The 24,260-nt window shown below is 60.0% G+C and carries 15 protein-coding genes, 2 tRNA genes and 3 rRNA genes; 8 read left to right on the top strand and 12 right to left on the bottom strand.

Features of this window, described 5'->3' with window-relative positions; all coding sequences use genetic code 11:
* Positions 1-433 precede the first annotated feature (433 nt).
* Entirely contained in the window at positions 434-2,338 is a 1,905-nt protein-coding gene (locus ACEN9O_RS05160) for a sigma-54-dependent Fis family transcriptional regulator (protein WP_495616559.1), read from the top strand.
* Here the strand turns inward: ACEN9O_RS05160 and ACEN9O_RS05165 are convergent, their stop codons facing one another.
* Both ACEN9O_RS05165 and adh read right to left on the bottom strand, forming a co-directional pair.
* Entirely contained in the window at positions 2,339-2,710 is a 372-nt protein-coding gene (locus tag ACEN9O_RS05165; protein ID WP_495616560.1) for a DUF779 domain-containing protein, read from the bottom strand.
* 2 nt (positions 2,711-2,712) lie between these two features.
* Positions 2,713-4,233: an aldehyde dehydrogenase gene (gene adh / locus ACEN9O_RS05170; RefSeq protein WP_495616561.1), complete on the bottom strand. Its 1,521-nt coding sequence runs from the start codon at positions 4,231-4,233 to the stop codon at positions 2,713-2,715.
* A gap of 222 nt (positions 4,234-4,455) precedes the next feature.
* On the opposite strand from adh, the gene ACEN9O_RS05175 reads away from it, so the two are divergent.
* On the top strand, positions 4,456-6,564 hold the full coding sequence (locus tag ACEN9O_RS05175) for a TonB-dependent receptor family protein (RefSeq protein ID WP_495616562.1): 2,109 nt from the start codon (positions 4,456-4,458) through the stop codon (positions 6,562-6,564).
* Here ACEN9O_RS05175 and ACEN9O_RS05180 read toward each other — a convergent pair.
* Positions 6,561-7,976 (bottom strand): SH3 domain-containing protein, encoded by a 1,416-nt coding sequence (locus tag ACEN9O_RS05180; RefSeq protein ID WP_495616563.1) that lies wholly within the window; start codon positions 7,974-7,976, stop codon positions 6,561-6,563. The genes ACEN9O_RS05175 and ACEN9O_RS05180 overlap by 4 nt on opposite strands.
* A gap of 2 nt (positions 7,977-7,978) precedes the next feature.
* Positions 7,979-9,217 (bottom strand): prohibitin family protein, encoded by a 1,239-nt coding sequence (locus tag ACEN9O_RS05185; protein WP_495616564.1) that lies wholly within the window; start codon positions 9,215-9,217, stop codon positions 7,979-7,981.
* A 195-nt stretch (positions 9,218-9,412) separates the two neighbouring features.
* Between ACEN9O_RS05185 and ACEN9O_RS05190 the strand changes: the two genes are divergently transcribed.
* From ACEN9O_RS05190 to ACEN9O_RS05200, 3 genes are read left to right on the top strand one after another with little or no spacing between them, the layout of a single operon-like run.
* Positions 9,413-10,111, top strand: a complete 699-nt coding sequence (locus ACEN9O_RS05190) for a response regulator transcription factor (RefSeq protein ID WP_495616565.1) — start codon at positions 9,413-9,415, stop codon at positions 10,109-10,111.
* Positions 10,112-10,113: 2 nt separating this feature from the next.
* Positions 10,114-12,198, top strand: coding sequence for a sensor histidine kinase (locus ACEN9O_RS05195; RefSeq protein WP_495616566.1), 2,085 nt, complete (start codon positions 10,114-10,116; stop codon positions 12,196-12,198).
* 1 nt (position 12,199) lies between these two features.
* Positions 12,200-13,480 (top strand): GMC family oxidoreductase N-terminal domain-containing protein, encoded by a 1,281-nt coding sequence (locus tag ACEN9O_RS05200; protein WP_495616567.1) that lies wholly within the window; start codon positions 12,200-12,202, stop codon positions 13,478-13,480.
* Positions 13,481-13,531: 51 nt separating this feature from the next.
* On the opposite strand, the gene rrf is transcribed toward ACEN9O_RS05200, so the two are convergent.
* The 6 genes from rrf to ACEN9O_RS05230 all read right to left on the bottom strand — a co-directional run bounded on the left by rrf (position 13,532) and on the right by ACEN9O_RS05230 (position 19,771).
* A 5S ribosomal RNA gene (gene rrf, locus ACEN9O_RS05205) occupies positions 13,532-13,644 on the bottom strand.
* A 127-nt stretch (positions 13,645-13,771) separates the two neighbouring features.
* Positions 13,772-16,643: ribosomal RNA gene (locus ACEN9O_RS05210) — 23S ribosomal RNA — on the bottom strand.
* A gap of 218 nt (positions 16,644-16,861) precedes the next feature.
* Positions 16,862-16,937: transfer RNA gene (locus tag ACEN9O_RS05215), tRNA-Ala, on the bottom strand.
* Between the two features lie 24 nt (positions 16,938-16,961).
* Positions 16,962-17,038: transfer RNA gene (locus ACEN9O_RS05220), tRNA-Ile, on the bottom strand.
* Between the two features lie 76 nt (positions 17,039-17,114).
* Positions 17,115-18,643 (bottom strand): 16S ribosomal RNA (locus ACEN9O_RS05225).
* Together the 16S, 23S and 5S rRNA genes with 2 tRNA genes alongside form the textbook arrangement of a ribosomal RNA operon.
* Positions 18,644-18,994: 351 nt before the next feature.
* Positions 18,995-19,771, bottom strand: a complete 777-nt coding sequence (locus ACEN9O_RS05230) for an enoyl-CoA hydratase (RefSeq protein WP_495616568.1) — start codon at positions 19,769-19,771, stop codon at positions 18,995-18,997.
* Positions 19,772-19,922: 151 nt separating this feature from the next.
* Here ACEN9O_RS05230 and ACEN9O_RS05235 point away from each other — a divergent pair, with 151 nt between their 5' ends.
* Both ACEN9O_RS05235 and ACEN9O_RS05240 read left to right on the top strand, forming a co-directional pair.
* On the top strand, positions 19,923-21,164 hold the full coding sequence (locus ACEN9O_RS05235; protein WP_495616569.1) for an MFS transporter: 1,242 nt from the start codon (positions 19,923-19,925) through the stop codon (positions 21,162-21,164).
* 63 nt (positions 21,165-21,227) lie between these two features.
* On the top strand, positions 21,228-21,665 hold the full coding sequence (locus ACEN9O_RS05240) for a universal stress protein (protein ID WP_495616570.1): 438 nt from the start codon (positions 21,228-21,230) through the stop codon (positions 21,663-21,665).
* Between the two features lie 2 nt (positions 21,666-21,667).
* Here ACEN9O_RS05240 and mltA read toward each other — a convergent pair whose 3' ends face one another.
* Entirely contained in the window at positions 21,668-22,885 is a 1,218-nt protein-coding gene (gene mltA, locus ACEN9O_RS05245) for a murein transglycosylase A (protein WP_495616571.1), read from the bottom strand.
* 142 nt (positions 22,886-23,027) lie between these two features.
* A complete protein-coding gene (gene apaG, locus ACEN9O_RS05250) occupies positions 23,028-23,402 on the bottom strand; it encodes a Co2+/Mg2+ efflux facilitator ApaG/CorD (RefSeq protein WP_495616572.1) in 375 nt (124 codons plus the stop codon).
* A gap of 192 nt (positions 23,403-23,594) precedes the next feature.
* On the opposite strand from apaG, the gene rpe reads away from it, so the two are divergent.
* A complete protein-coding gene (rpe, locus tag ACEN9O_RS05255; protein WP_176362606.1) occupies positions 23,595-24,260 on the top strand; it encodes a ribulose-phosphate 3-epimerase in 666 nt (221 codons plus the stop codon).

A 24,260-nucleotide genomic window follows, 5' to 3' on the forward strand; every position in this document is an offset into this window, starting at 1 on the left:
CTGACGGGTCGCTCACTCAAAATACTGACAGGCCACTATTTTCATAGCGCCTATTTCATTACTTCTTGTGAACATTTGATATTTTAAGTTTCACGCTACCGAAGCAGCGTGTGCACTTTCATCAAACGTCCACACTTATCGACTGTTAATTTTTAAAGAACTTATTCGGTACTGCTTACTGAAGAAGCGTTGTGTTCATCAGCGAAGAGGCAAGATTATGAAGTGTTTCGTTTATCTCGTCAAGCCTGTTTTTTTTAGTGTGGTTCCATCTCACTAAAAAACTTCCCACTTCAACAGTGCATTTGCATGCACCGTTTTGCGGGGAGGCGAACTATAGCAAAGGCTGGGCGAAACTGCCAAGGTTTATTTTCCACTCGCGCTTCGTTTGCGCTACATTAGGCGACAGAGCCGATAACGGCCAGCCGGAGACAATATGGAACGCCAGACCGCGCCACATCGCACCACGGCATGGGAAGACAGCATGCCACTGATTATCGAAACCTCGCATCAGCGATCGCAGAAGTATGGGCTGCGCCCCGACTCCTCTGTCGACGTCGGCCCGCTGCCGAAAACCGACCTGTCGCTACTGCTGGAGCAGAACCGCCTGCTGCACACGCACGCCGTGCCGGCAATGGAGACGCTGTATCAGCAAATCGTCAACACCCACAACATGGTTCTGCTCACTGATGCGAATGGCGTGATCGTTCATTCCCTCGGCGACGACGACTTCCTGGAGAAAGCCAGCCGCGTCGCCCTAAGCCCCGGCGCCGCCTGGTCTGAACAAAGCAAGGGCACCAACGCGATCGGCACCGCGATTGCGGAACAGGCAGCGGTGCTGGTCCACGCCGACCAGCACTACCTGACCGCCAACCACTTCCTGACCTGCTCCGCCGCACCGATCGCCGACCATCTCGGGAACGTCATCGGCGTGCTGGATGTCTCCGGCGACCAGCGCAGCTTCCACAAGCACACCATGGCGCTGGTGCGCATGTCGGCGCTGATGATCGAGAATCAGCTATTCTCCTCCACCTTCGAGGATGCGATCACGCTGCACTTCCATGCGCGGCCTGAGTTTATCGGCACGCTGATGGAAGGTATCGCATCCTTCTCGCCCGGTGGCCGCTTCCTGGCCGCCAATCGCAATGGCCTGTTCCAGCTGGGACTGTCGTACAGGGAGCTGCAATCGCACACATTCAGCTCCCTGTTTGGATTGCCGGTGTCCGCGCTGTATGAGCACTATCGCGCGGCATCCCCTGGCTTGCTGAACCTATGCATGCATAGCGGCGTGCGCGTGGCTGGCCGCGCGCAACTGCGGCTCGCCAACAGCGTGTTCCAGCAATCGCTGACGCCCGAACGCACCAGCGCCGTCGCCGCCAACCAGGCGGCTGCGGCAAAGCGCCGCCTGTCCGGCCTGCGCTACCTGCGCACTGGCGATCCGCAGCTGGAACTGGTGATCGATAAAGTCACCCGCGTATTGGGACACGACATCCCTATCATGATCATGGGCGAAACCGGCACCGGCAAGGAACTGCTGGCGCAAGCGATACACAGCGATTCGCCGCGCGCCATGAATCCCTTTGTGGCTGTCAACTGCGCCTCGATACCCGAGACGCTGATCGAATCCGAATTGTTTGGCTATGAAGACGGCGCCTTCACCGGCGCCCGCAAGAAAGGCGCGGTCGGCAAGATCCTGCAGGCGAACGGCGGCACGCTGTTCCTCGACGAGATCGGCGACATGCCATTCAGCCTGCAGGCGCGCCTGCTGCGGGTGCTGCAGGAACGCATGGTGACGCCACTGGGCAGCGACAAATCCATACCAGTGAACGTGGAGCTGATCTGCGCGACCAACCATAATCTGCGCAACCGCATCGCACAGGGGCTGTTCCGCGAGGATTTGTATTACCGTTTGAATGGACTGGTGGTGAAGCTGCCGCCGCTGCGCGAACGCAGCGACCTTGAGACCGTGGTCAAGAAAATCCTGGCGACCGAATCGAACAACGGCCGCTATTACGTCTCGCAGGAATTGCTCATGCTGTTCCGGCGCCATCGCTGGCCTGGCAATTTCCGCCAGCTGACCAATCTGCTGCGCACGGCCATCGTGATGGCAGGCGACGAGCACGAGATCTGCCTGTCCCACATGCCGGACGACTTCCTCGACGATATGGAACAAACGCCGGCGCAGGAAGAGACGATCGCCAGCGGCACCAATCTGGAAGAGATGGAGCAGTCGGCGATCTTGAAATCGCTGGCGGCGCACGGCGGCAATGTCTCCGCCACCGCGCGCGCCCTCGGTGTGTCACGTAACACCATCTACCGCAAGGTGCCCAACCTGAAATAGCTAGGCCGACTGCTTCAACACGGCCATTTCATCGTCGGTGAACAGGCGCGAGCGGGTCAGGAAGCGCCTGCCCGTGCCGTTATCGAGCGAGAACATGCCGCCGTTGCCGACGACGACGTCGATGATCAACTGCGTATGCTCCCAATACTCGAACTGTTCGCAGCCCATGTAGAACGGCGCCCCATCCAGATTGCCGAGATAGACATCGGTATCGCTGATGTTGAACTCTCCCACCGGATAGCACATCGGCGTGCTGCCGTCGCAGCAGCCGCCGGACTGGAAGAACATCAGCGGCCCGTGACGGCTACGCAGCGCGGCGATCAACTCGAGCGCCGCAGGCGTGGCCATAACACGGGCGATGATGTGGCTCATGGCTAGAAGAAGCCCATGGCGTTGGGGTTATAGCTGACCAGCAGGTTCTTGGTCTGCTGATAGTGGTCCAGCATCATCTTGTGGTTCTCGCGGCCGATGCCCGACTGCTTGTAGCCACCGAACGCCGCGTGCGCCGGATACAGGTGATAGCAATTGGTCCAGACGCGGCCAGCCTGGATCGCGCGGCCGACACGGAAAGCGCGCGAGCCGTCGCGGGTCCAGAGACCAGCACCCAAACCGTACAGCGTATCGTTGGCGATGCGCAGCGCGTCCGCTTCATCCTTGAAAGTCGTCACCGACACCACCGGCCCGAAGATCTCTTCCTGGAAGATGCGCATCTTGTTATCGCCCTTGAACACGGTCGGACGCACGTAGTAGCCGTCCTTCATGTCTCCCGCCTGGACATTGCGCGCGCCGCCGGCCAGCAGTTCCGCGCCCTCCTGTTTGCCGATGTCGATATACGACAGGATTTTTTCCAGCTGCTCCTGCGAAGCCTGCGCACCCAGCATGGTGCTGGCATCCAACGGGTTGCCCTGCTTGATCGCGGCCACGCGGGCCAGCGCGCGTTCGATGAACTTCTCGTAAATCGATTCCTGGATCAGCACACGCGATGGGCAGGTGCATACCTCGCCCTGGTTCAGCGCGAACATCGCAAAGCCTTCCAGGCACTTGTCGAAGAAGGCGTCGTCTGCATCCATCACGTCCGCGAAGAAGATGTTCGGCGATTTGCCGCCCAGTTCCAGCGTCACCGGAATCAGGTTCTGCGCCGCGTATTGCATGATCAGGCGACCGGTGCCCGTCTCGCCGGTGAAAGCGATCTTCGCGATACGCTTGTTGGAGGCTAGCGGCTTGCCTGCTTCCAGGCCAAAGCCGTTCACCACGTTCAATACGCCGGGCGGCAGAAGGTCAGCGATCAGCTCTATCAACACCATGATCGACGCCGGCGTCTGCTCGGCGGGTTTCAGCACCACGCAGTTACCGGCGGCCAGTGCCGGCGCCAGCTTCCATACCGCCATCAGGATAGGGAAGTTCCACGGGATGATCTGGCCGACCACGCCCAACGGCTCGTGGAAGTGATAGGCGTAGGTCTCGGCGTCGATCTGCGCAACCGAACCTTCCTGCGCGCGGATACAGCCGGCGAAGTAGCGGAAGTGGTCAATCGCCAGCGGGATGTCGGCGGCCGTGGTTTCGCGGATAGGCTTGCCGTTGTCGATGGTCTCGGCGGTGGCGATCAGCGCCAGGTTCGCTTCCATGCGGTCGGCGATTTTATTCAGGATGTTGGCGCGCTCGGTTTGCGAGGTCTTGCCCCAGGCATCCTTGGCGGCGTGAGCGGCGTCCAGCGCCAGCTCGATGTCTTCGGCCGTGGAGCGCGCCACTTCGCAAAATACCTGACCGGTGATCGGCGTGACGTTACCAAAGTATTCGCCCTTGACCGGCGCGACGAATTTACCGCCGATGTAATTGTCGTAGCGCTGCTTGAAGGGATTGGCGACGCCCAGTTTGCTGATGTCTGCAAGATTCATGTCATCCTCTTTCTGCTGTGGTTATAAGCCGCGCGGTGCGGCGGAGTAGTACGCCACGTTCTTTTCGCAAGCATCGTGCCAGCCGCAATGCCGGGGAAAACCGCGCTTCACGCCTTCCCCGGCTGTGACAACTGTTCACTTTTGACACAGGTGTCTGGTCCTGAAGTACAGTACGGCCTTCGCGTGGCACGGTATATTGCTGTCTGCACGACTGGAGAACACATGAAGCATCGCTCTTTTCAACACCACGCAGCCGCCGCGCTGTACCTGGCCGGTGCCGCCACGCTGGCAGCGGCCGATGAGGCGCCCGAGGTGGTCGTCGTCAGCGCCACCCGCGTTGGCCACGCTGTCTTCGAAATGCCCGCCGCGATCGACGTCGTCGACGCCGACCGCATGCATGCAAGTCAGCCAGGCGTCAACGTATCCGAGGCGTTGGCGGCGGTGCCTGGTCTGGTGGCCCAGAACCGGCAGAACTATGCGCAGGATCTGCAAATCTCTTCGCGCGGCTTTGGCGCCCGCTCCGCCTTCGGCGTGCGCGGTGTGCGGCTGATCGCTGACGGCATCCCGACCAGCATGCCGGACGGCCAAGGCCAGGCCGCCACCTTCAATCTCGACATCGCCGAACGCATCGAAGTGCTGCGCGGACCGTTCTCCGCGATCTACGGCAATCACTCCGGTGGCGTCATTCAGCTGTTCACCCGCGACGGCGATGGCGCGCCTACGGTGGAAGCCAGCCTGACAACCGGCAGCTACGGCAGCCGCAAGGCCGACGTCAACGCACAAGGCAAGCAGGCGGGCATCGGCTACGTGCTGGACGCGTCGCGCTTCGAAACCGATGGCTACCGCGCCCACAGCGCCGCCACCCGCGAGCAGGCCTTCGCCAAGCTGACGCTGGCCCCCATGGCCGGTGCCAAGCTGGCCATCGTCGCCAACGCACTACGCCAGGACGATACGCAGGATCCACTGGGCGTGACCTGGACCAGCTATCGGCGCGATCCACGCGCCGGAGAAATCGACGCCGCCGATCCCCAGACGCCGAAGCGCACGCTGGCCGACCGCTACAACACCCGCAAAAGCATAGACCACCAGCAGATCGGCGCCAGCTGGGAACAGCGCTTCGGCGACGACAGCCTGCGCCTGACCGCTTACGGCGGCAACCGGCAAGTGGTCCAGTACCAGGCGTTTTCCAAGGCTTTCCAAGCGCCGTTGACGCACTCCGGCGGAGTGGTCGATTTCGACCGCGACTTCCAGGGCGCGGATATGAACTGGCTGCACGTCAGCCGACTTGCTGGCGGCAAGCTAAGTACCACGATGGGCGTGGAATATGGCCGCTCCACCGACGGCCGCAAGGGCTTTGAGAACTTCATCGGCACGCAGTTCGGTGTAAAAGGCGCGCTGCGGCGCGATGAAAGCGACAAGGTATCCAACCTTGATCCCTACCTGCAGGCCGAATGGCAATCCGGGGCATGGATGCTGAGCGCGGGCCTGCGCCATAGCAGCGTCAGATTCTCGGTCGACGACCACTTCCTCGGCAACGGCAATGACAGCGGCCGTCTCGATTACAGCCACACCACGCCGGTGCTCGGTGTGTTGTACCACTGGTCGCCGGCACTCAACTTGTACGCCAGCGCCGCGCGCGGTTTCGAAACGCCGACGCTGAACGAGCTGTTTTATTCCGGCGCTGGCGGCGGCTTCAACTTTGGCCTCCAGGCGGCGCAAAGCACCCATCTGGAGACCGGCATCAAGGCCCGCCTGGACGAGCGCACCCGCATCAACGCCGCCCTGTTCCAGGTCCGCACCAGCGATGAACTGGTTGTCGACACCAGCAGCGGCGGCCGCACCAGCTATCGCAATGCCGGCAGTACGCTGCGCCAGGGAATGGAATTGTCGTTCGATTCATCATGGAGCAATGGCCTGAGCACCCGGCTGGCACTCACCACTTTGCGGGCGATCTACGACACAAGCTATGGCGCAGTGGCGGAAGGCAGCCGACTGCCCGGCGTCCCCAACGCCAACGCATACGGCGAGCTGGCATGGAAAGACACGGGTGATCGCTACGGCGCCGCATTGGAAGCGGTCGCCAGCAGCAGAATCTACGCGGAGGACGCCAACGCCGATCAGGCGGCGCCAGGCTACGGCGTGCTCAATGCGCGCGTCAGCGCCAGCCAGCAGTGGCGAGGCTGGCGCTTCAAGCAGTTTGCGCGCTTGAATAACCTGCTGGACAAGCAGTACATCGGCTCACTGATCGTCGGCGACGCCAACAAACGTTATTACGAAGCGGCGCCGGGACGCAACTGGCTGCTGGGCGCCAGCGCCAGGTATCAGTTCTAACGCAGGCTGACGGTCTGGCGTTTCCAGGCCGGGTCCTGCCAGCGATAGAACATGCTGAGCGACGACGGCTTATCTGCAGTCTTCAGCGTCGCCAGCGTGTTGATCTCCACCAGTTCGAAGCTGCGCTTGAACTTGCCGTCGACACGGGCCTCCCGCGCCACCAGCATGTTCTGCGAGCCCGGCACCCAGCCGGCAAACTCGGCGTAGCCGATATCGGGATCGGTCGCCGCCGGCGGCAGCACGTCGACCAGCCAGCCGGCGCTGGTCTGGTGGAACAGCCACATCTCGCGCCAGCCATCCATCGGCTGTACCGCCAGCGACAACGCCGTACCCTGTGCATTGACGCGCGCCGACGCCGGCCACACAACGCCGTAGCTGCAACGACGGGCCAGCGCATGCTGCTGATCGTGTTTGGCATCGACCAGCGCAACGCAGGTTTCGCCCGGCTGCCCGGCCATCGCCAGCACGCGCAAGCCCGCCGGCGGTACCGATACCGCCTGTCCTTCGGCAGCCCAGCGCACGCTGCCTGCGCGCACGCCTGCTTCGGCAAAGGCCGCAGCGTCGTCCTCGGTCAATTCCACCGGATCCACCATGCCCAGTTCATCCAGCGCACGCTGCGCGGCTGGCGATGCTTGTTCACCCTTGCGCGCCCGCGCAAACGCCACCGACGACCACACGGCTGCGCGCCGCATATGAATGCGATTACGTACATGGGGCGGCAGTTCCTTCATGTCGACACGCTCCAGCACCTCGGCACGCCAATCGTCCAGCGCTACACGCGCACCGGGACGCAAGGCCGGGTCGACGCATTCCTGCCGCGTCAGTCCCAGCACCGCCGTCGCGCGCTGCTGTGGCTCCGACAGCATCGCCAGTACGCGCCTGAAAGCCTCGCCGTCGTAGCACAGCTGCATGCGCCCTTCGCGTTCAAAGCTGCGGATACCGACACCGTAGTTAGCCACCACCTCCAGATGCGCGGCGATAGTAATATCCCCTTGCTTGCTCTGCTTGGAAGAGGCACGCCGTGCCAACCGGTCGGCCATGGTGCCCAGCGCATCGAAGGGCTCCGCCGTGATCGCGGCCGCAGGCGCCGCCTTCAAATAAGCCGCCGCGTAGCTGATGCCCAGCGATTCCGCACCCGGCGAGTCGCGCAAGAAGCGCGCCACCGCCAGCAGCTCCGGCGCGTCGGCCGGTGCCAGGGAGACCCTGCGCACCTGCGACGCACGTATGTAACCAGCGCGCTCACGGCGATAATCGTAGACCTGCAAGAAGTCCTGCTTCTCGCCGCGTATCTCCAGGCTGTCGCCCTGCCACAGGACGGCCTGCTGCTGGGCTGTGTCCTTGGGCGCTGCGCGCAGCGCGGCCTGGTCCTGCGTGACAATCGCCAGTATGGCGGCGGCTGCAATCATCGACATGATTATTGTCCTTCCTTGACGCTGTCCACGGCTTCGCCGCCAACTGTCGCCATACGCGGCTGCTTGCCATGCTGGCTGCCCAATAGGGCCGAGCCGATAAAGCCACCATCGGTCGGCGACGGCGCGATAATGACCGACACCTTGTCCGACAGTTTGTCCGCCATCGTTTTCTGGATCAGCAGCGGATTGCGGGTAATCAGATCGCCCTCGCGCTCCATCTGCGCGGCAGCCACCTTGCCGACCAGCTCCTGGCGATAGGCTTCCGCATCCGCCAGCTTGCGGCGCGAATCGGCTTCGCCTGCGGCTTCGATCACGCGCGCCTGCGCATTGCCCTCCGAGGTTTTGATGCGCGCCATTTTTTCCGCTTCCGCTTCCAGCTTGCGCTGCTCGATCTGCTTCTGTTTGAACGGTAGCACATGCGCCATCGCCTGCTCCTGCGCCCTGGCCGCGATTATCTGTTCGTTGCCGGCTGCTTCGGCGGCCTTTTCGCGGCGGATCTTGTCCGCATCGGCTTCAAGCGCGGTCTGCTTGACTTGCTTCTCCTTCAGCTCCAGCGTGTAGCGCATTTTTTCGGTTTCCAGTTCTTCGGCCAGCAGCTTTTCCATGCCTGCCTGGTACTCTTCCGGCAGCGTGATCTTACCGATGGTGATACCGCGCAGGGTAATGCCATCGGCCGCCAGCTTGGGCTTGAGCTCAGCCTCGATCGCCTGCTGGATCTCGGCGCGCTTGGTCGAGAAGATCTCGCGCACGGTGTAGCGGGTGAACACCTTGTAGATAACGCCCTGCACCGCCGGCTCGACGATGGAGCCGTTGATATCCGGCGGCAGCGACTGCGCCATGGCTGTCACGCGGTTCGCATCCAGCGCGTAGCGCACCGACATATCCACGCCCAACGCCAGTCCCTCGACCGACTGGAAGGGTGCATTGTCATTGCCGGCCGGGCGGTACACCTGGTCGCGCAGCGACACCTGACGCAGCACATGCACGCCGGGCACCATGAAGACGGCGCCATCGCGCACCGTGATGGCGGAACCGGTCAACTGATTGATGCGGATACCCAGGCTGCCGGTCGCCACCTTGGCCATCGGCGGATGCGTGACCAGGCCATAGACGGCGGCGCCGGCCAGGCCCAGCGCCACCAGCATCGCGCCGTTGCGGCGCATGCCGTTTGCCATAGCGCCGGCGCCGCCGCTCAAAGTCGCGCGCACCGCCTGCACCATCCGTTTGATCCGTTCTGCCATGATATTCACCTTCTGCTGGTTGTTTAAGTTCAGGGCCTATCCCTGAGACGAATGGTGCGCCGGATGTGGCGGAAGTATCAACGCTGCCGCCGTCCGGCTATCCTCCGCCCGCGTGAAGAAATCCTCACAGCCGATTTGTGACTTTTCCCGTAAAAGCGTGGATACTCGCTGCATTGACAGTCAGTGGAGTACAGCATGGCCAAAGTCGCCGTCATCGAGGACGATCTGCCGACCAGCAATCAGCTGCGGACGTGGATAGAATCGGCGCGGCCCGGCATCGTGGTCGACCAGTGGTTCAGTCGCGACGACGCCGAGGCGGCCATCGCGCGCGAACGCTACGACCTGGTGGTGCTCGACATCGAACTGGGGCGCGAGCGCCATGCGGGCGTCGCCATCATCAACGCCATCAACAAGCGGCACGCCACGCCGGTGCTGGTGGTGTCGGCCATGCCCGCCACCATTTACCGCAGCATCATGAAGGCGCTGGACGCGTGGGACTATCTGCAGAAAGCGACTTTCGAAGAAGCCGACTTCATCGAAACCTTCCTCGAAATCCTGCGCTCGGTGAAGGAAAAGCCGGAGCCGGCCTCCGTCGCCGCCAGCGATGAGCTGAGCATGGACCCACTGCGCCAGCGCACGCCGACCTGGCGCGGCCACCGCATCAATCTGCCGCTGACGGCACAGCGCATCCTGGCGGCCCTGTTTGCGCGGCGTGGCCAAGTGGTGTCCTACGATGAGTTGTTCGAGGTGGTGAAGAGCGGCCGTAATCGCGACAACATCCGCAAGCATGTCAGCACCATCCGCGACGCCTTCCGCGAGATCGATCCCAGCTTCGCCTGCATCGAGAACATCCCCATGCGCGGCTTCCGCTGGGCCGACACGGAAAGCCGCTGACTGTGAACTGGCGCCGGCTCAGCCTCGTCCCCTATCGCCTGCGGCTGCTGCTGCGCGCGGCCTTCGTATTCCTGATGGCGGCGACGGTGGGTTTGGCGTTGTCGGTGCTCCAGCAGGAGAAACAGCTCAGTTACAAAAACTATCAAGGCAGCTTCCATAAGACGCGCGTGCAGGTGGCGGCGACGCTGCGCCATCCTACCGGGCAGCTGGCGTTGCTGAATCCGCAGCCGGTGGCCAATGGCGCTGCGCTGCATCCGCTGCTGCTGCCGTTTGCGGCGCTCGATTTCGACGACCTGCAAAAAGTGCAGCAAGCCGTGGCCATGTCTGGCTGCCTTGCGCAATACGGCAATAACGGTTCCCTGTGCGTCGGCATCGGTAATAATCCATGGGCTGGAGGGTTCATTTATGTCGCCGGCACATTCGACGGTGCACGGCTGGTGCCGCATACGCGCGGCGATCAGGTGGTGGATCAGGCGCACCGCGTCAGGGTCAAGGTCAGCTTGCGCGGCCAAACTTACGAATGGATCGCGCCGTTCGAGGAAAGCACCGAACCACAAACGCCCGGACGCCGTTTCGGCGGCATGCGCGGACGTTTGACCGGCTTCGCCGCAGCCGATGTGGCGCGGGCCAAGGCGCCGGCGGTCAAGGATTTCCGCGGCTGGATCTGGCAGAATCCGCGCTGCACCGACCAAACCGCTGCCGATGAGGACCCGACCTGCATGCGCAGCGCTTTCTTCTCGCTGCGATTGCCGGTCGGCGTGCTGCAGGATGCGCTGTTCGAAAAACGCCGCCCCGTCTGGCCGCCCGAAGACCTGGACCGCATCGATGTCCGCATCGCCATGCTGCCGCCGGGCGAAGGTCCGCCGTTGCTCGACAGCGCCACCGGTCCGAGCACGCCGCCGTTCTCGCTGAAGGACTTGAAGTCCATGCTGCTGCCGGGCGAGAGCCTGCAAATCCGCCGCCTGACAGATGGCGCATCCTCGGCCGCCGCACTGCCTCTGCTGGTCGGCGCGGTCGATCCCGAAGACCAGTCCTGGCATTTTGTGACAACGCTGATCCGTCATCTGCCGGTGGACGCGTACGACGTGCCGCTGGAAGCAAAGGAAGTCATCGCCACGCCGGCCGGCAGCTACGAGGTTCTGCTCAAAGGAGATGTCCGCAGCGTCAGCAAAAGCCTGAGCGTGGTCGCCAGCCGGCTGGTATGGTTTGTCGGCGCAATGCTGGCGGCGCTGATGCTGGCCTGGCTGGTGATTGAAATCGGTATCATCCGCCGCATCAAGGTGCTGATCAAGCGCGCTGACGATGTGGGTGAACGGGTGAAAGCCGCGCGCGGATTTTCCGAAGCCGACCTGGCGGATCTGCGCGGCGAGGATGAGCTGGGGGTACTGGCGACCGGCCTGCACGATCTGCTGCGCCGGGTGCGCGAAGATGTCGAGCGCGAGAACATCCGCGCCGAACAGGAACGCGACATGTGGCATGCGGTTGGCCACGAAATCATGTCGCCCTTGCAGTCGCTGATGGTACTGCACGGCGGACCTGAGGACGAAAGCCATCGCTACATCACCCGTATGCAGCAGGCGATCCGCGTGCTGTACGGGCGTGCATCGCCAAGCGAGGCGTTCCAGTCCTCCGAGCTCCAGGTCACGGAGATTGATTTGACAGCCTTTCTGCAGAAAGTCGCCGAGAATGCCTCATGCGTTGGCATTCACAACGTGGTGTTTCAGGGAGCGGCCCAAGCGTTGATCGCGCGGGCCGACGAGTACTCGCTGGAGGATGTCGTCACTCATGTGCTGCGCAACGCCGAGCGCTATCGTGTGCCGGGTAGTGGGATCACCATCACGTTGGAAGGCAGCGACACCGGCGCGACGATCACCATCCACAATCGCGGCCCACAGATTGCATTCGATATGATCGCCAAGATATTTGAATACGGCGTGTCGGATCAGCCGGAATCCGGCGCCAACGGCAATCGTGGCCAGGGCCTGTTTGTCGCCAAGACCTACATGGCCAAAATGGGCGGCACCATCGTCGCGCAAAACCTGGCCGATGGCGTATCCTTCATACTCAATCTACAGCGCAGCGGCTGACATGACATCCTCAACATCGCCGAAATATGACGCCATCGTCGTTGGCAGCGGGCCGGGCGGCGCCAGCGTCGCGCGGGAACTGGCGCGCCGGCAGTTGCGTGTACTGGTGCTGGAACAAGGCAGCGCTTCGCCACTGCAAGGAACGCTGTCGCAGATGGCCGGCATTGCCGCCGTGCCTGGCAAGGGCGCCTTCATTCATCGCGACGCTTCACTGCTGGTGAGCGGCATCGCAGCTGGCGGTACATCGACGATCAACTTTGCCACTGCCGCGCCGCCACCTCTGGCGATGTTTGCGGCGCATGACATCGACCTCGCGCCTGCACTGGAAGCATTGCGCGCCGAGCTGCGGATGGGGCCTTTGCCCGATGAGCTGATAGGGCCTATGGCCCGTCGCATTCAACTGGGCGCCGAAGTGCAACAGCTGGCATGGCGCAAACTCGACAAGATGATACGGCCCCAGATTTGTCGCACCGGTTGCTGGCGTTGCGTGTACGGCTGTCCGTTCGGTGCCAAGTGGACCGCGCGCGACTTCCTGGACGAAGCGCAGCAGCTCGGCGCGACACTGATCGACCAGGCTAAAGTTGAAGAGATCGTTGTCGAAAGCGGTCGGGCGACCGGCGTGCGCTATCGCCGGGACGGCGCCTTGCAGTTGGCGTTTGCAGAGAATGTGATTCTGGCCGCCGGCGGCATCGGCACACCGCGGCTGCTGCATCGTTCAGGTCTGCATCCAGCCAGCAGTCCATTCTTCAGCGATCCGGTGATCGCCGTCATGGGCGAGGTGGGCGACATCGACGGCGGCGCCGAGGTGCCTATGGCGTCCGGCCTGTACTTGCAGGAAGAGGGCATCGCATTGGCGGACATGACACTGCCGAAGCCGATGTACCAGGCCTTTGCCGCACAGGTCGGACGTGTGGACCGGCTGATGGCGCACGCGAAGACGCTGACATTGATGGTCAAGATACGTGACGATATCGGTGGTGGCATCGGTCCGCGATGGGTCGACAAAACGTTGACGCCAGCCGACCGGCGCAAGTTGGTGGCCGGCGTGGATATGGCGCGCGGCGTATTGCGTGCGGCCGGCGCCAGGAAGATATTCAAGAGCTGGCATTTCGCCGCGCATCCAGGCGGCAGCGTGCGCATCGGCGAAGGCGTGGACAGTACGCTGCAAACCAGCACCGCCAATCTGTACGTCTGCGATGCATCGGTGATTCCACAACCGTGGGGTTTGCCGCCGACGCTCACCTTGCTATGCCTCGGCAAACGGTTGGGACAAAATCTCTAGACGAAAAAAAGCCCCGACCAAATCATTGGAAGGGGCTTTTTAATATAACTAGCCTGACGATAACCTACTTTCACACTGGTTGCAGCACTATCATCGGCGCAGAGTTGTTTCACGGTCCTGTTCGGGATGGGAAGGGGTGGGACCAACTTGCTATGGTCATCAGGCATTGACTTGTACGAGCGACGCTTTCAGCGACGCTCCGAATCTGGAAAAAGTAAGTAATGGGGTAATGAAGTTGTATCAACGAACGTTACAACGTACTTCTCATTCACCACAACCTGCTAAGGTTATAGGGACAAGCCGTACGGGCAATTAGTATCAGTTAGCTTAATGCATTACTGCACTTCCACACCTGACCTATCAACGTCCTGGTCTCGAACGACCCTTCAAAGAGCTCAAGGCTCTGGGAAATCTCATCTTAAGGCAAGTTTCCCGCTTAGATGCTTTCAGCGGTTATCTCTTCCAGACTTAGCTACCCGGCAATGCCACTGGCGTGACAACCGGTACACCAGAGGTCTGTCCACTCCGGTCCTCTCGTACTAGGAGCAGCCCCCTTCAAATTTCCAACGCCCACGGCAGATAGGGACCAAACTGTCTCACGACGTTTTAAACCCAGCTCACGTACCACTTTAAATGGCGAACAGCCATACCCTTGGGACCGGCTACAGCCCCAGGATGTGATGAGCCGACATCGAGGTGCCAAACTCCCCCGTCGATATGAACTCTTGGGAGGAATCAGCCTGTTATCCCCAGAGTACCTTTTATCCGTTGAGCGATGGCCCTTCCATACAGAACCACCGGATCACTATGTCCTACTTTCGTACCTGCTCGACTTGTCAGTCTCGCAGTTAAGCACGCTTATGCCATTGCACTATCGTCACGATGTCCGACCGTAACTAGCGTACCTTCGAACTCCTCCGTTACACTTTAGGAGGAGACCGCCCCAGTCAAACTGCCTACCATGCACTGTCCCCGACCCGGATAACGGGCCAAGGTTAGAACCTCAAATGAACCAGGGTGGTATTTCAAGGATGGCTCCACGAGAACTGGCGTCCCCGCTTCAAAGCCTCCCACCTATCCTACACAGATTGATTCAAAGTCCAATGCAAAGCTACAGTAAAGGTTCATGGGGTCTTTCCGTCTAGCCGCGGGTAGATTGCATCATCACAAACACTTCAACTTCGCTGAGTCTCGGGAGGAGACAGTGTGGCCATCGTTACGCCATTCGTGCAGGTCGGAACTTACCCGACAAGGAATTTCGCTACCTTAGGACCGTTATAGTTACGGCCGCCGTTTACTGGGACTTCAATCAAGAGCTTGCACCCCATCATTTAATCTTCCAGCACCGGGCAGGCGTCACACCCTATACGTCCACTTTCGTGTTTGCAGAGTGCTGTGTTTTTATTAAACAGTCGCAGCCACCAGTTTATTGCAACCCGTTCACCCTACTGAAGTAAATCAGCCAAGCTACAAGGGCGTACCTTTTCCCGAAGTTACGGTACCAATTTGCCGAGTTCCTTCTCCCGAGTTCTCTCAAGCGCCTTAGAATACTCATCTCGCCCACCTGTGTCGGTTTGCGGTACGGTCTCGTATGACTGAAGCTTAGAGGCTTTTCTTGGAACCACTTCCGATTGCTTCAGTGCCTAAGCACCTCGTCCCAGTCCCTTGAATTACGCGCCCGGATTTGCCTAAGCGCCTTCTATGAACCAGAAACTGACTATTCCAACAGTCAGACAACCTTCCGCGATCCGTCCCCCCATCGCATCATACGACGGTGCAGGAATATTAACCTGCTTCCCATCAGCTACGCATCTCTGCCTCGCCTTAGGGGCCGACTCACCCTGCTCCGATGAACGTTGAACAGGAAACCTTGGGCTTACGGCGTGGGGGCTTTTCACCCCCATTATCGCTACTCATGTCAGCATTCGCACTTCTGATACCTCCAGCATCCTTTACAAGACACCTTCGCAGGCTTACAGAACGCTCTCCTACCATATGCTTACGCATATCCGCAGCTTCGGTGACTGGCTTAGCCCCGTTACATCTTCCGCGCAGGACGACTCGATCAGTGAGCTATTACGCTTTCTTTAAATGATGGCTGCTTCTAAGCCAACATCCTGACTGTTTTAGCCTTCCCACTTCGTTTTCCACTTAGCCAATCTTTGGGACCTTAGCTGGCGGTCTGGGTTGTTTCCCTCTTGACGCCGGACGTTAGCACCCGACGTCTGTCTCCCAAGCTCGCACTCATCGGTATTCGGAGTTTGCAATGGTTTGGTAAGTCGCGATGACCCCCTAGCCATAACAGTGCTCTACCCCCGATGGTGATACTTGAGGCACTACCTAAATAGTTTTCGGAGAGAACCAGCTATTTCCAAGTTTGTTTAGCCTTTCACCCCTACCCACAGCTCATCCCCTAATTTTTCAACATTAGTGGGTTCGGACCTCCAGTGCGTGTTACCGCACCTTCATCCTGGCCATGAGTAGATCACTTGGTTTCGGGTCTACACCCAGCGACTATCGCCCTGTTCGGACTCGATTTCTCTACGGCTTCCCGATCTGGTTAACCTTGCCACTGAATGTAAGTCGCTGACCCATTATACAAAAGGTACGCAGTCACGGAACAAGTCCGCTCCTACTGTTTGTATGCACACGGTTTCAGGATCTATTTCACTCCCTCCCGGGGTTCTTTTCGCCTTTCCCTCACGGTACTGGTTCACTATCGGTCGATTACGAGTATTTAGCCTTGGAGGATGGTCCCCCCATATTCAGACAGGATTTCTCGTGTCCCGCCCTACTTGTCGCACGCTTAGTTCCACACATCGCATTTCACATACGGGGCTATCACCCGCTATGGCTCCAATTTCCAGTGGATTCTGTTATGCGTCATGCTAAAACGTGCAGGCTCATCCCATTTCGCTCGCCACTACTTTGGGAATCTCGGTTGATTTCTTTTCCTGCAGCTACTTAGATGTTTCAGTTCGCCGCGTTCGCTTTGCATACCTATGTATTCAGTATGCAATGACCTAAAAGGCCGGGTTTCCCCATTCGGAAATCTGCGGATCAAAGCTTGTTTGCTAGCTCCCCGCAGCTTATCGCAAGCTACTACGTCCTTCATCGCCTGTAATCGCCAAGGCATCCACCATGTGCACTTATTCACTTGTCCCTATAACGTTAGCCCCTTGCGACTAAACAAAGGAGCGGTCATAGGAATAAGAAGTACTACGTTGTTGCGTTTGTTGATACATACAATCATTACCCACCCACGCAGTTCCCCGCATGGGTACATAAAAATTTACTTACTTCTTCCAGATTGTTAAAGAACGTACAGCACTTGATCTCTAAAAGATCAAATCTAAAGGCTTACCCTTACATTTGAACTCTTGGTGGAGGATGACGGGATCGAACCGACGACCCCCTGCTTGCAAAGCAGGTGCTCTCCCAGCTGAGCTAATCCCCCTGAGATTTACTACAAGGCAGAAACTGGTAGGGCTGGTTGGACTCGAACCAACGACCCCCGCGTTATCAACACGGTGCTCTAACCAGCTGAGCTACAGCCCCAAATGCTGTTCTTTAATATTGACAGTCGATAAGTGTGAACGCTTGATGAGCAGTCCGAAGACCAGTGCTACTCTAGAAAGGAGGTGATCCAGCCGCACCTTCCGATACGGCTACCTTGTTACGACTTCACCCCAGTCACGAATCCTACCGTGGTAAGCGCCCTCCTTGCGGTTAAGCTACCTACTTCTGGTAAAACCCGCTCCCATGGTGTGACGGGCGGTGTGTACAAGACCCGGGAACGTATTCACCGCGACATGCTGATCCGCGATTACTAGCGATTCCAACTTCATGCAGTCGAGTTGCAGACTACAATCCGGACTACGATACACTTTCTGGGATTAGCTCCCCCTCGCGGGTTGGCGGCCCTCTGTATGTACCATTGTATGACGTGTGAAGCCCTACCCATAAGGGCCATGAGGACTTGACGTCATCCCCACCTTCCTCCGGTTTGTCACCGGCAGTCTCATTAGAGTGCCCTTTCGTAGCAACTAATGACAAGGGTTGCGCTCGTTGCGGGACTTAACCCAACATCTCACGACACGAGCTGACGACAGCCATGCAGCACCTGTGTGCAGATTCTCTTTCGAGCACCCTCCAATCTCTCGGAGGTTTCTGCCATGTCAAGGGTAGGTAAGGTTTTTCGCGTTGCATCGAATTAATCCACATCATCCACCGCTTGTGCGGGTCCCCGTCAATTCCTTTGAGTTTTAATCTTGCGACCGTACTCCCCAGGCGGTCTACTTCACGCGTTAGCTGCGTTACCAAGTCAATTAAGACCCGACAACTAGTAGACATCGTTTAGGGCGTGGACTACCAGGGTATCTAATCCTGTTTGCTCCCCACGCTTTCGTGCATGAGCGTCAGTTTTGACCCAGGGGGCTGCCTTCGCCATCGGTGTTCCTCCACATATCTACGCATTTCACTGCTACACGTGGAATTCTACCCCCCTCTGCCAAACTCTAGCCTTGCAGTCTCCATCGCCATTCCCAGGTTGAGCCCGGGGATTTCACGACAGACTTACAAAACCGCCTGCGCACGCTTTACGCCCAGTAATTCCGATTAACGCTTGCACCCTACGTATTACCGCGGCTGCTGGCACGTAGTTAGCCGGTGCTTATTCTTCAGGTACCGTCATTAGCAAGGGATATTAGCCCTCACCGTTTCTTCCCTGACAAAAGAGCTTTACAACCCGAAGGCCTTCTTCACTCACGCGGCATTGCTGGATCAGGCTTGCGCCCATTGTCCAAAATTCCCCACTGCTGCCTCCCGTAGGAGTCTGGACCGTGTCTCAGTTCCAGTGTGGCTGGTCGTCCTCTCAGACCAGCTACTGATCGATGCCTTGGTAGGCTTTTACCCTACCAACTAGCTAATCAGATATCGGCCGCTCCAGGAGCACAAGGCCTTGCGGTCCCCTGCTTTCATCCTTAGATCGTATGCGGTATTAGCGTAACTTTCGCTACGTTATCCCCCACTCCAGGGTACGTTCCGATATATTACTCACCCGTTCGCCACTCGCCGCCAGGTTGCCCCGCGCTGCCGTTCGACTTGCATGTGTAAGGCATGCCGCCAGCGTTCAATCTGAGCCAGGATCAAACTCTTCAGTTTAATCTCTGTTTATTTGACACTTGCGTGTCACCGTCATTGCTGACGGGTCGCTCACTCAAAATACTGACAGGCCACTATTTTCATAGCGCCTATTTCATTACTTCTTGTGAACATTTGATATTTTAAGTTTCACGCTACCGAAGCAGCGTGTGCACTTTCATCAAACGTCCACACTTATCGACTGTTAATTTTTAAAGAACTTATTCGGTACTGCGTTTGCTGCGGAGCGTTGTGTCCGTCAGCGAAGAAGGAAGAGTATGAAGCGTTTAGATCGTTTCGTCAACCCCTACTTTTTTTCTCCCCACTTAACACTGCATTTGCATGCACCGTTTTGCGGGGAGGCGAACTATATCAAAGGCCGTCGAAGTTTGGCAAGCGCTTTTCAAGGAAGGCATGCATGCCTTCTTTCTGCGCAGGCGTGCCAAAGGCAGCCTGGAACAGGCGGCGTTCATAATTGACACCTTCCGTCAGCGTGGTTTCGAAGGCGCGGTTGACGGAGTCCTTGATCATCATCGCCACCGACGTCGGCATCGATGCGATCTGCTTCGCCGCAGTCAGCACTTCTTCGATCAGCTTGTCGGCAGGGACGACGCGCGACACCAGACCAATGCGCTCCGCTTCCGCCGCGTCAATGGTGCGCGCGGTCAGCAGCATGTCCATCGCCTTGGCCTTGCCGATGGTGCGCGGCAGGCGCTGCGTGCCGCCCGCGCCAGGCGTGACGCCAACCTTGATTTCCGGCTGGCCGAACTTGGCGGTATCGGCCGCGATCAGGAAATCGCACATCATCGCCAACTCGCAGCCACCGCCCAGCACGTAGCCGGCCACAGCGCCCACTACCGGCTTACGGATGCGCAGGATGTGCTCCCAGTTGCGGGTGATGTAGTTGTCGCGATACGTATCCACATAGGTGTAGTCCGCCATGGCGGCGATGTCGGCACCGGCGGCGAAGGCTTTCTCGCTGCCGGTCAGCACGATGCAGCCGATGGCCGGATCGGCGTCGAACTTATATAAGGCATCGCCCAGCTCGTTCATCATGCGGTCGTTCAGCGCGTTCAGCGCCTTCGGGCGGTTCAGGCGGATCAGGGCAACTTTGTCGTGCACTTCAACGATCAGATCTTCATATTGCATACGGTGTCTCCTTCATAGTGAAATATTCCTGAAGGATTGTAGCGCCTAACTCCCGCGCTGGTATCATTGAAAGACAGCAACCTGCTTTAAAGAGCCTCCTATTTTTACCGCCTTACGCCGCCGCCTGAGCAACAAGCTCAACCATGACGCCTTGCTGCGCAACGGCGACTTCATGCGCTACTGGTCCAGCTCCATTCTCAACGGCTTCGGCGCCTACATCAGTTCGCTGGCCCTGCCACTGTGTTCTGTCCTGCTGCTGCACGCGACGCCCGCGCAGATGGGCATGCTGGGCGCGTCGGCGGCGATTCCGTTTGCGCTGCTGGCCCTGCCGGCCGGCGTGTTCCTCGACCGCAACCGCAAACTGCCGGTACTACTCGGCAGCAAAGCGATCATGGCCACGACGCTGGGCAGCATCCCGCTGGCCTACTGGCTGGGCCTGCTATCTATCGAATGGATGTATGTGGTCTCCTTTATCAGCGGCGCGTGCTCGGTGGTGGGCGGCGGCGCGGAGCAGATCTTCCTCACCAACCTGATCGGCCGCGACCGCCTGACCGACGCGCAATCCAAGTTCGCCGCCACCGATTCGGCCGCCCGGCTGATCGCGCCCGGCATCGCTGGCATCCTGATCCAATGGCTGACGGCGCCGTTCGCGGTGCTGCTCAACGCCATCGGCTTTGTCATCTCCATCCTGTTGCTGCGCAACCTGAACGCCACCGATCCCAAGCCGGCGCCGTCCAACAAGCACCCGCTGCGCGACATCCACGACGGCCTGTTGTTCATCTGGGGCCAGCCGCTGCTGCGCACGCTGGCCTGGGGCGCGGGCATCTGGCATATGCTGTTCTACGGCTTTGCCGCGCTCAGCGTGCTATTCAGCACCCGTGAACTGGGCATGACGGCCGGCATGCTGGGCGCGGCGCAAATGGTCGGCGGCATAGGCGTGCTGATGAGCTCCCTGCTGCTGAAACCGCTGAACACGCGCTTCGGCGCCGGCGTCACCATGCAGATCGGCCTGGGCCTGACCGCGTTCGCGTTCGCCGCCATGCCGATGATTCCGGCCAATCTGTTCGGCAGTCCGACCGCCAGCGCGGTGGCGTGCAGCGGCCTGTCGCTCTTCCTCGACTGCGGCGTGATGCTGTTCTTCATGCCCTATATGACGATGCGCCAGAAGGTCACGCCGGACGCCTACCTGGGCCGCATGGTCTCGACCATGCGCTTCCTGACGGTGGCGACGGCGCCGCTCGGCGCGCTGACCGCCGGCTACATCGGCGAGCATTTCAGCATCCGCACCGGCATGGCCTGCGTGGCCGTGGGCGGCATCGCGCTGTCGGCGGCGATGGCGATGTCCTCGTCGATGCGCAATGCGCAGCATCAGGCGGCGCCGGCCGTCTCCTAACGTGCGCCGCCGATCCAACTAAATCATTAGGCTGGATTCAGTGTCCCATCATTGGAGTGCGCCATGTTCAAGTCCATCCTGCTGCCCACCGACGGCTCGGAACTGTCGGACAAAGCGACCGCGATGGCGGTCCAGTTTGCCAAACTCAATCGCGCCCGCATCGTCGCCATCACGGTCATCACGCCGCTGCCATTTTCCTCCATGGGCGACAGCGGCGCGGTGATCGATTCCGGCCAGTTCGCCGCCCAGATGCAAAACGCGGCGCGCCACCATATCGACAAGGTCGCCGCCGCCGCGCATGCCGAAGAGATTCCGTTCGAGGGAGTGATCACGATGTCGCCCAGTCCGTACGAAGAGATCGTCGAGGCGGCGAAGAAGTTTGAATGCGACATCATCATGATGGCGTCGCACGGAAGGCGCGGCCTGAACCGGCTGTTTTTGGGCAGCGAGACACAGAAGGTGCTCGCCCATACCACGCTGCCCGTGATGGTGCTACGTTAAAGTCAGTGCGGCTGCTTCGGCAGCAGCACCCAGACATTGCCGCGCTGCTTCATGCGGCCCGCGTTCTCCGAAGCCTCGGTGCCGAAGCCGAAGAAGTAGTCCACACGGATCGCGCCACGGATCGCGCCGCCGGTATCCTGCGCCATCACCAGGCGCTGCAAGGGGATATCGCTGTTCGGCATCGTGGTCGACAGGAACACCGGCGCGCCCAGCGGCAGCTGCGAGGCGTCGATCGCCACCGAGCGCGACGGCGTCAACGGCACGCCCAGCGAACCTTTCGGCCCCACCTTCGGATCCGGCAACCGCTCCTCCCTGAAGAACACATAGCTCGGATTCACATTGAACAGCTCCTGCATGCGCGTAGGATGGCCGGCGATCCACGCCTTGATGCCCTGCGCCGACGCCTGCTCCAGCGTCAGCTCGCCCTTCTCCACCAGGTATTTGCCGATCGACTTGTACGGATGGCCGTTCTGGTCCGCGTACGCCACGCGCACGGTTTCCTGGGTATCGGTCAGCTGCACGCGGCCCGAGCCCTGCACCTGCAGGAAGAAGGACTCCACCGGATCGTCCACCCACAGCAGCTCCTTGCCGCCGAAATCGGCCTTCTCGATGTCGGCGCGGGTCGCATACGGCACCACTTTCTTGCCGACCAGCTTGCCGCGCAGGCGCATGCCCTTCAGCTCCGGATACACGCTGGCCAGGTCGATGGTGAGCATATCGTCCGGCACCTTATATAAAGGCGTCTGATACGGACCGCCCTTTTTGCGCGCGCCGCGCAGCAGTGGCTCGTAGTAGCCGGTGATCAGGCCGTCGGTGGCGCCGTCCGGCGCGATCACCTGGTTCGGCTCCATGAAGGCCTCGAAGAAAGTGCGGATCGCCTGCTCGTCGCTGGCGTTGACGGTGCGCGCGATGCTGCACGATTCCTTCCAGTTCGGCTGCTTGACCAGCACCGAGCACGAGGCCATGAACGCCGGCCAGGCCGCGCGCACGTCATCCTTGTCCCAGCCCGGCAGCGAGGCAAAGGTGGTCGGCACCATTTGCAGCGCGGTCGGCTTCGGCGGAACCGGCGGCACAACAGGCGTCGGCGGCACGACAGGCGCCGGCGGCGTCACGGTCGGCGCCTGCGTTTTATCCGGCGGCAGCGGCGTGGTGGTACAGGCGGCCAGCGAAACCGCGACGACGGTCAGCGGAACGAGTAGACTACGGCGTGTTAATGACATAAGGATGGCTATGTGGGTATTGATGATAGAAGCATGCGTGGCGTTTTTCCTGCTGGTGTTCATCGTCTGGTGGACCATGTACCAAGGCAAGGGCAAGACTAAAAAGCTGCCCCCGCCGGCCAAGGAAAACGAACAAGAGTAATCAGTGCAGCGTGCGCGGCAGCGACAGCACGAACTCCGGGATCTTGGTTTCGAACTGGTGGCCGTCCTCGGCCACGCAGAAGTACTCCCCGAACATCGAGCCCTGCTGGGTTTGCAGCGCGGTGCCGCTGGTGTATTCAAAATGCTCACCCGGTTGCAGCAGCGGCTGATGCCCGACTACGCCCAGTCCGCGCACCTCTTCCACACGATTGTTGGCGTCGGTGATAACCCAGTGGCGCGAGATCAGCTGCGCAGCCACCGTGCCGGTGTTCTTGATCGTGATCGAATAGGTAAACACAAAGTTGGTGCGCTCCGGGTCCGACTGATCCGGCAGGTACTGAGTTCTGACCGACACAGTAAATTCGTAAGTGGCCATCGAAATTCCTTAAAGCTTGGTAAAAGCGTAATCGCTCTATACAAAATTGGCGATTGTATATCGTCAGTCCCCCATTGCACCGCAAATCCGCCCCGTATGCAAGGACGGCGCGGCTGAAAACCACCGCAAAACCGGTACAGTCGCGCCGGGCAGCGTAAAATAGCGCATCTTTTTTCTTGCCAGCCCAAAGCCATGACCACATTCCGCATCGCTCCCAGCATTTTGTCCGCCGATTTCGCCCGCCTGGGTGAAGAGGTCCGCAACGTCGTCACCGCCGGTGCGGACATCATCCACTTCGACGTGATGGACAACCACTATGTTCCCAACCTGACCATCGGCCCGCTGGTATGCGAAGCCATCCGCCCGCACGTGCAGGTGCCGATCGACGTACACCTGATGGTCAAGCCGGTCGACCGCATCATCCCCGACTTCGCCAAGGCTGGCGCCAACATCATCACCTTCCACCCGGAAGCGTCGGACCACATCGACCGCTCGCTGCAGCTGATCCGCGACCACGGCTGCAAGGCCGGCCTGGTGTTCAATCCGGCCACGCCGCTGAGCTACCTGGAACACGTGATGGACAAGATCGACATGATCCTGATCATGTCGGTCAACCCGGGCTTCGGCGGCCAGTCCTTCATCCCGCAGGCGCTGAAGAAGATCGCCGAGGCGCGCCGCCTGATCAACGAATCCGGCCGCGACATCCTGCTGGAAGTGGACGGCGGCATCAAGATCGACAACATCGCCGCCGCCGCTGCGGCAGGCGCGGACACCTTCGTGGCCGGCTCCGCCATCTTCGGCAAGCCGGACTACAAGGCCGTCATCGACGCCATGCGCGCCCAACTGGCGACGGTGTAA

This window comes from Duganella sp. Dugasp78, assembly GCF_059491455.1.

Coding starts and splice junctions, on each gene's coding strand:
- ACEN9O_RS05160 (WP_495616559.1), top strand. CDS start 434: ATGGAACGCCAGACCGCGCCACATCGCACCACGGCATGGGAAGACAGC.
- ACEN9O_RS05165 (WP_495616560.1), bottom strand. CDS start 2,710: ATGAGCCACATCATCGCCCGTGTTATGGCCACGCCTGCGGCGCTCGAG.
- adh (WP_495616561.1), bottom strand. CDS start 4,233: ATGAATCTTGCAGACATCAGCAAACTGGGCGTCGCCAATCCCTTCAAG.
- ACEN9O_RS05175 (WP_495616562.1), top strand. CDS start 4,456: ATGAAGCATCGCTCTTTTCAACACCACGCAGCCGCCGCGCTGTACCTG.
- ACEN9O_RS05180 (WP_495616563.1), bottom strand. CDS start 7,976: ATGTCGATGATTGCAGCCGCCGCCATACTGGCGATTGTCACGCAGGAC.
- ACEN9O_RS05185 (WP_495616564.1), bottom strand. CDS start 9,217: ATGGCAGAACGGATCAAACGGATGGTGCAGGCGGTGCGCGCGACTTTG.
- ACEN9O_RS05190 (WP_495616565.1), top strand. CDS start 9,413: ATGGCCAAAGTCGCCGTCATCGAGGACGATCTGCCGACCAGCAATCAG.
- ACEN9O_RS05200 (WP_495616567.1), top strand. CDS start 12,200: ATGACATCCTCAACATCGCCGAAATATGACGCCATCGTCGTTGGCAGC.
- ACEN9O_RS05230 (WP_495616568.1), bottom strand. CDS start 19,771: ATGCAATATGAAGATCTGATCGTTGAAGTGCACGACAAAGTTGCCCTG.
- ACEN9O_RS05240 (WP_495616570.1), top strand. CDS start 21,228: ATGTTCAAGTCCATCCTGCTGCCCACCGACGGCTCGGAACTGTCGGAC.
- mltA (WP_495616571.1), bottom strand. CDS start 22,885: ATGTCATTAACACGCCGTAGTCTACTCGTTCCGCTGACCGTCGTCGCG.
- apaG (WP_495616572.1), bottom strand. CDS start 23,402: ATGGCCACTTACGAATTTACTGTGTCGGTCAGAACTCAGTACCTGCCG.
- rpe (WP_176362606.1), top strand. CDS start 23,595: ATGACCACATTCCGCATCGCTCCCAGCATTTTGTCCGCCGATTTCGCC.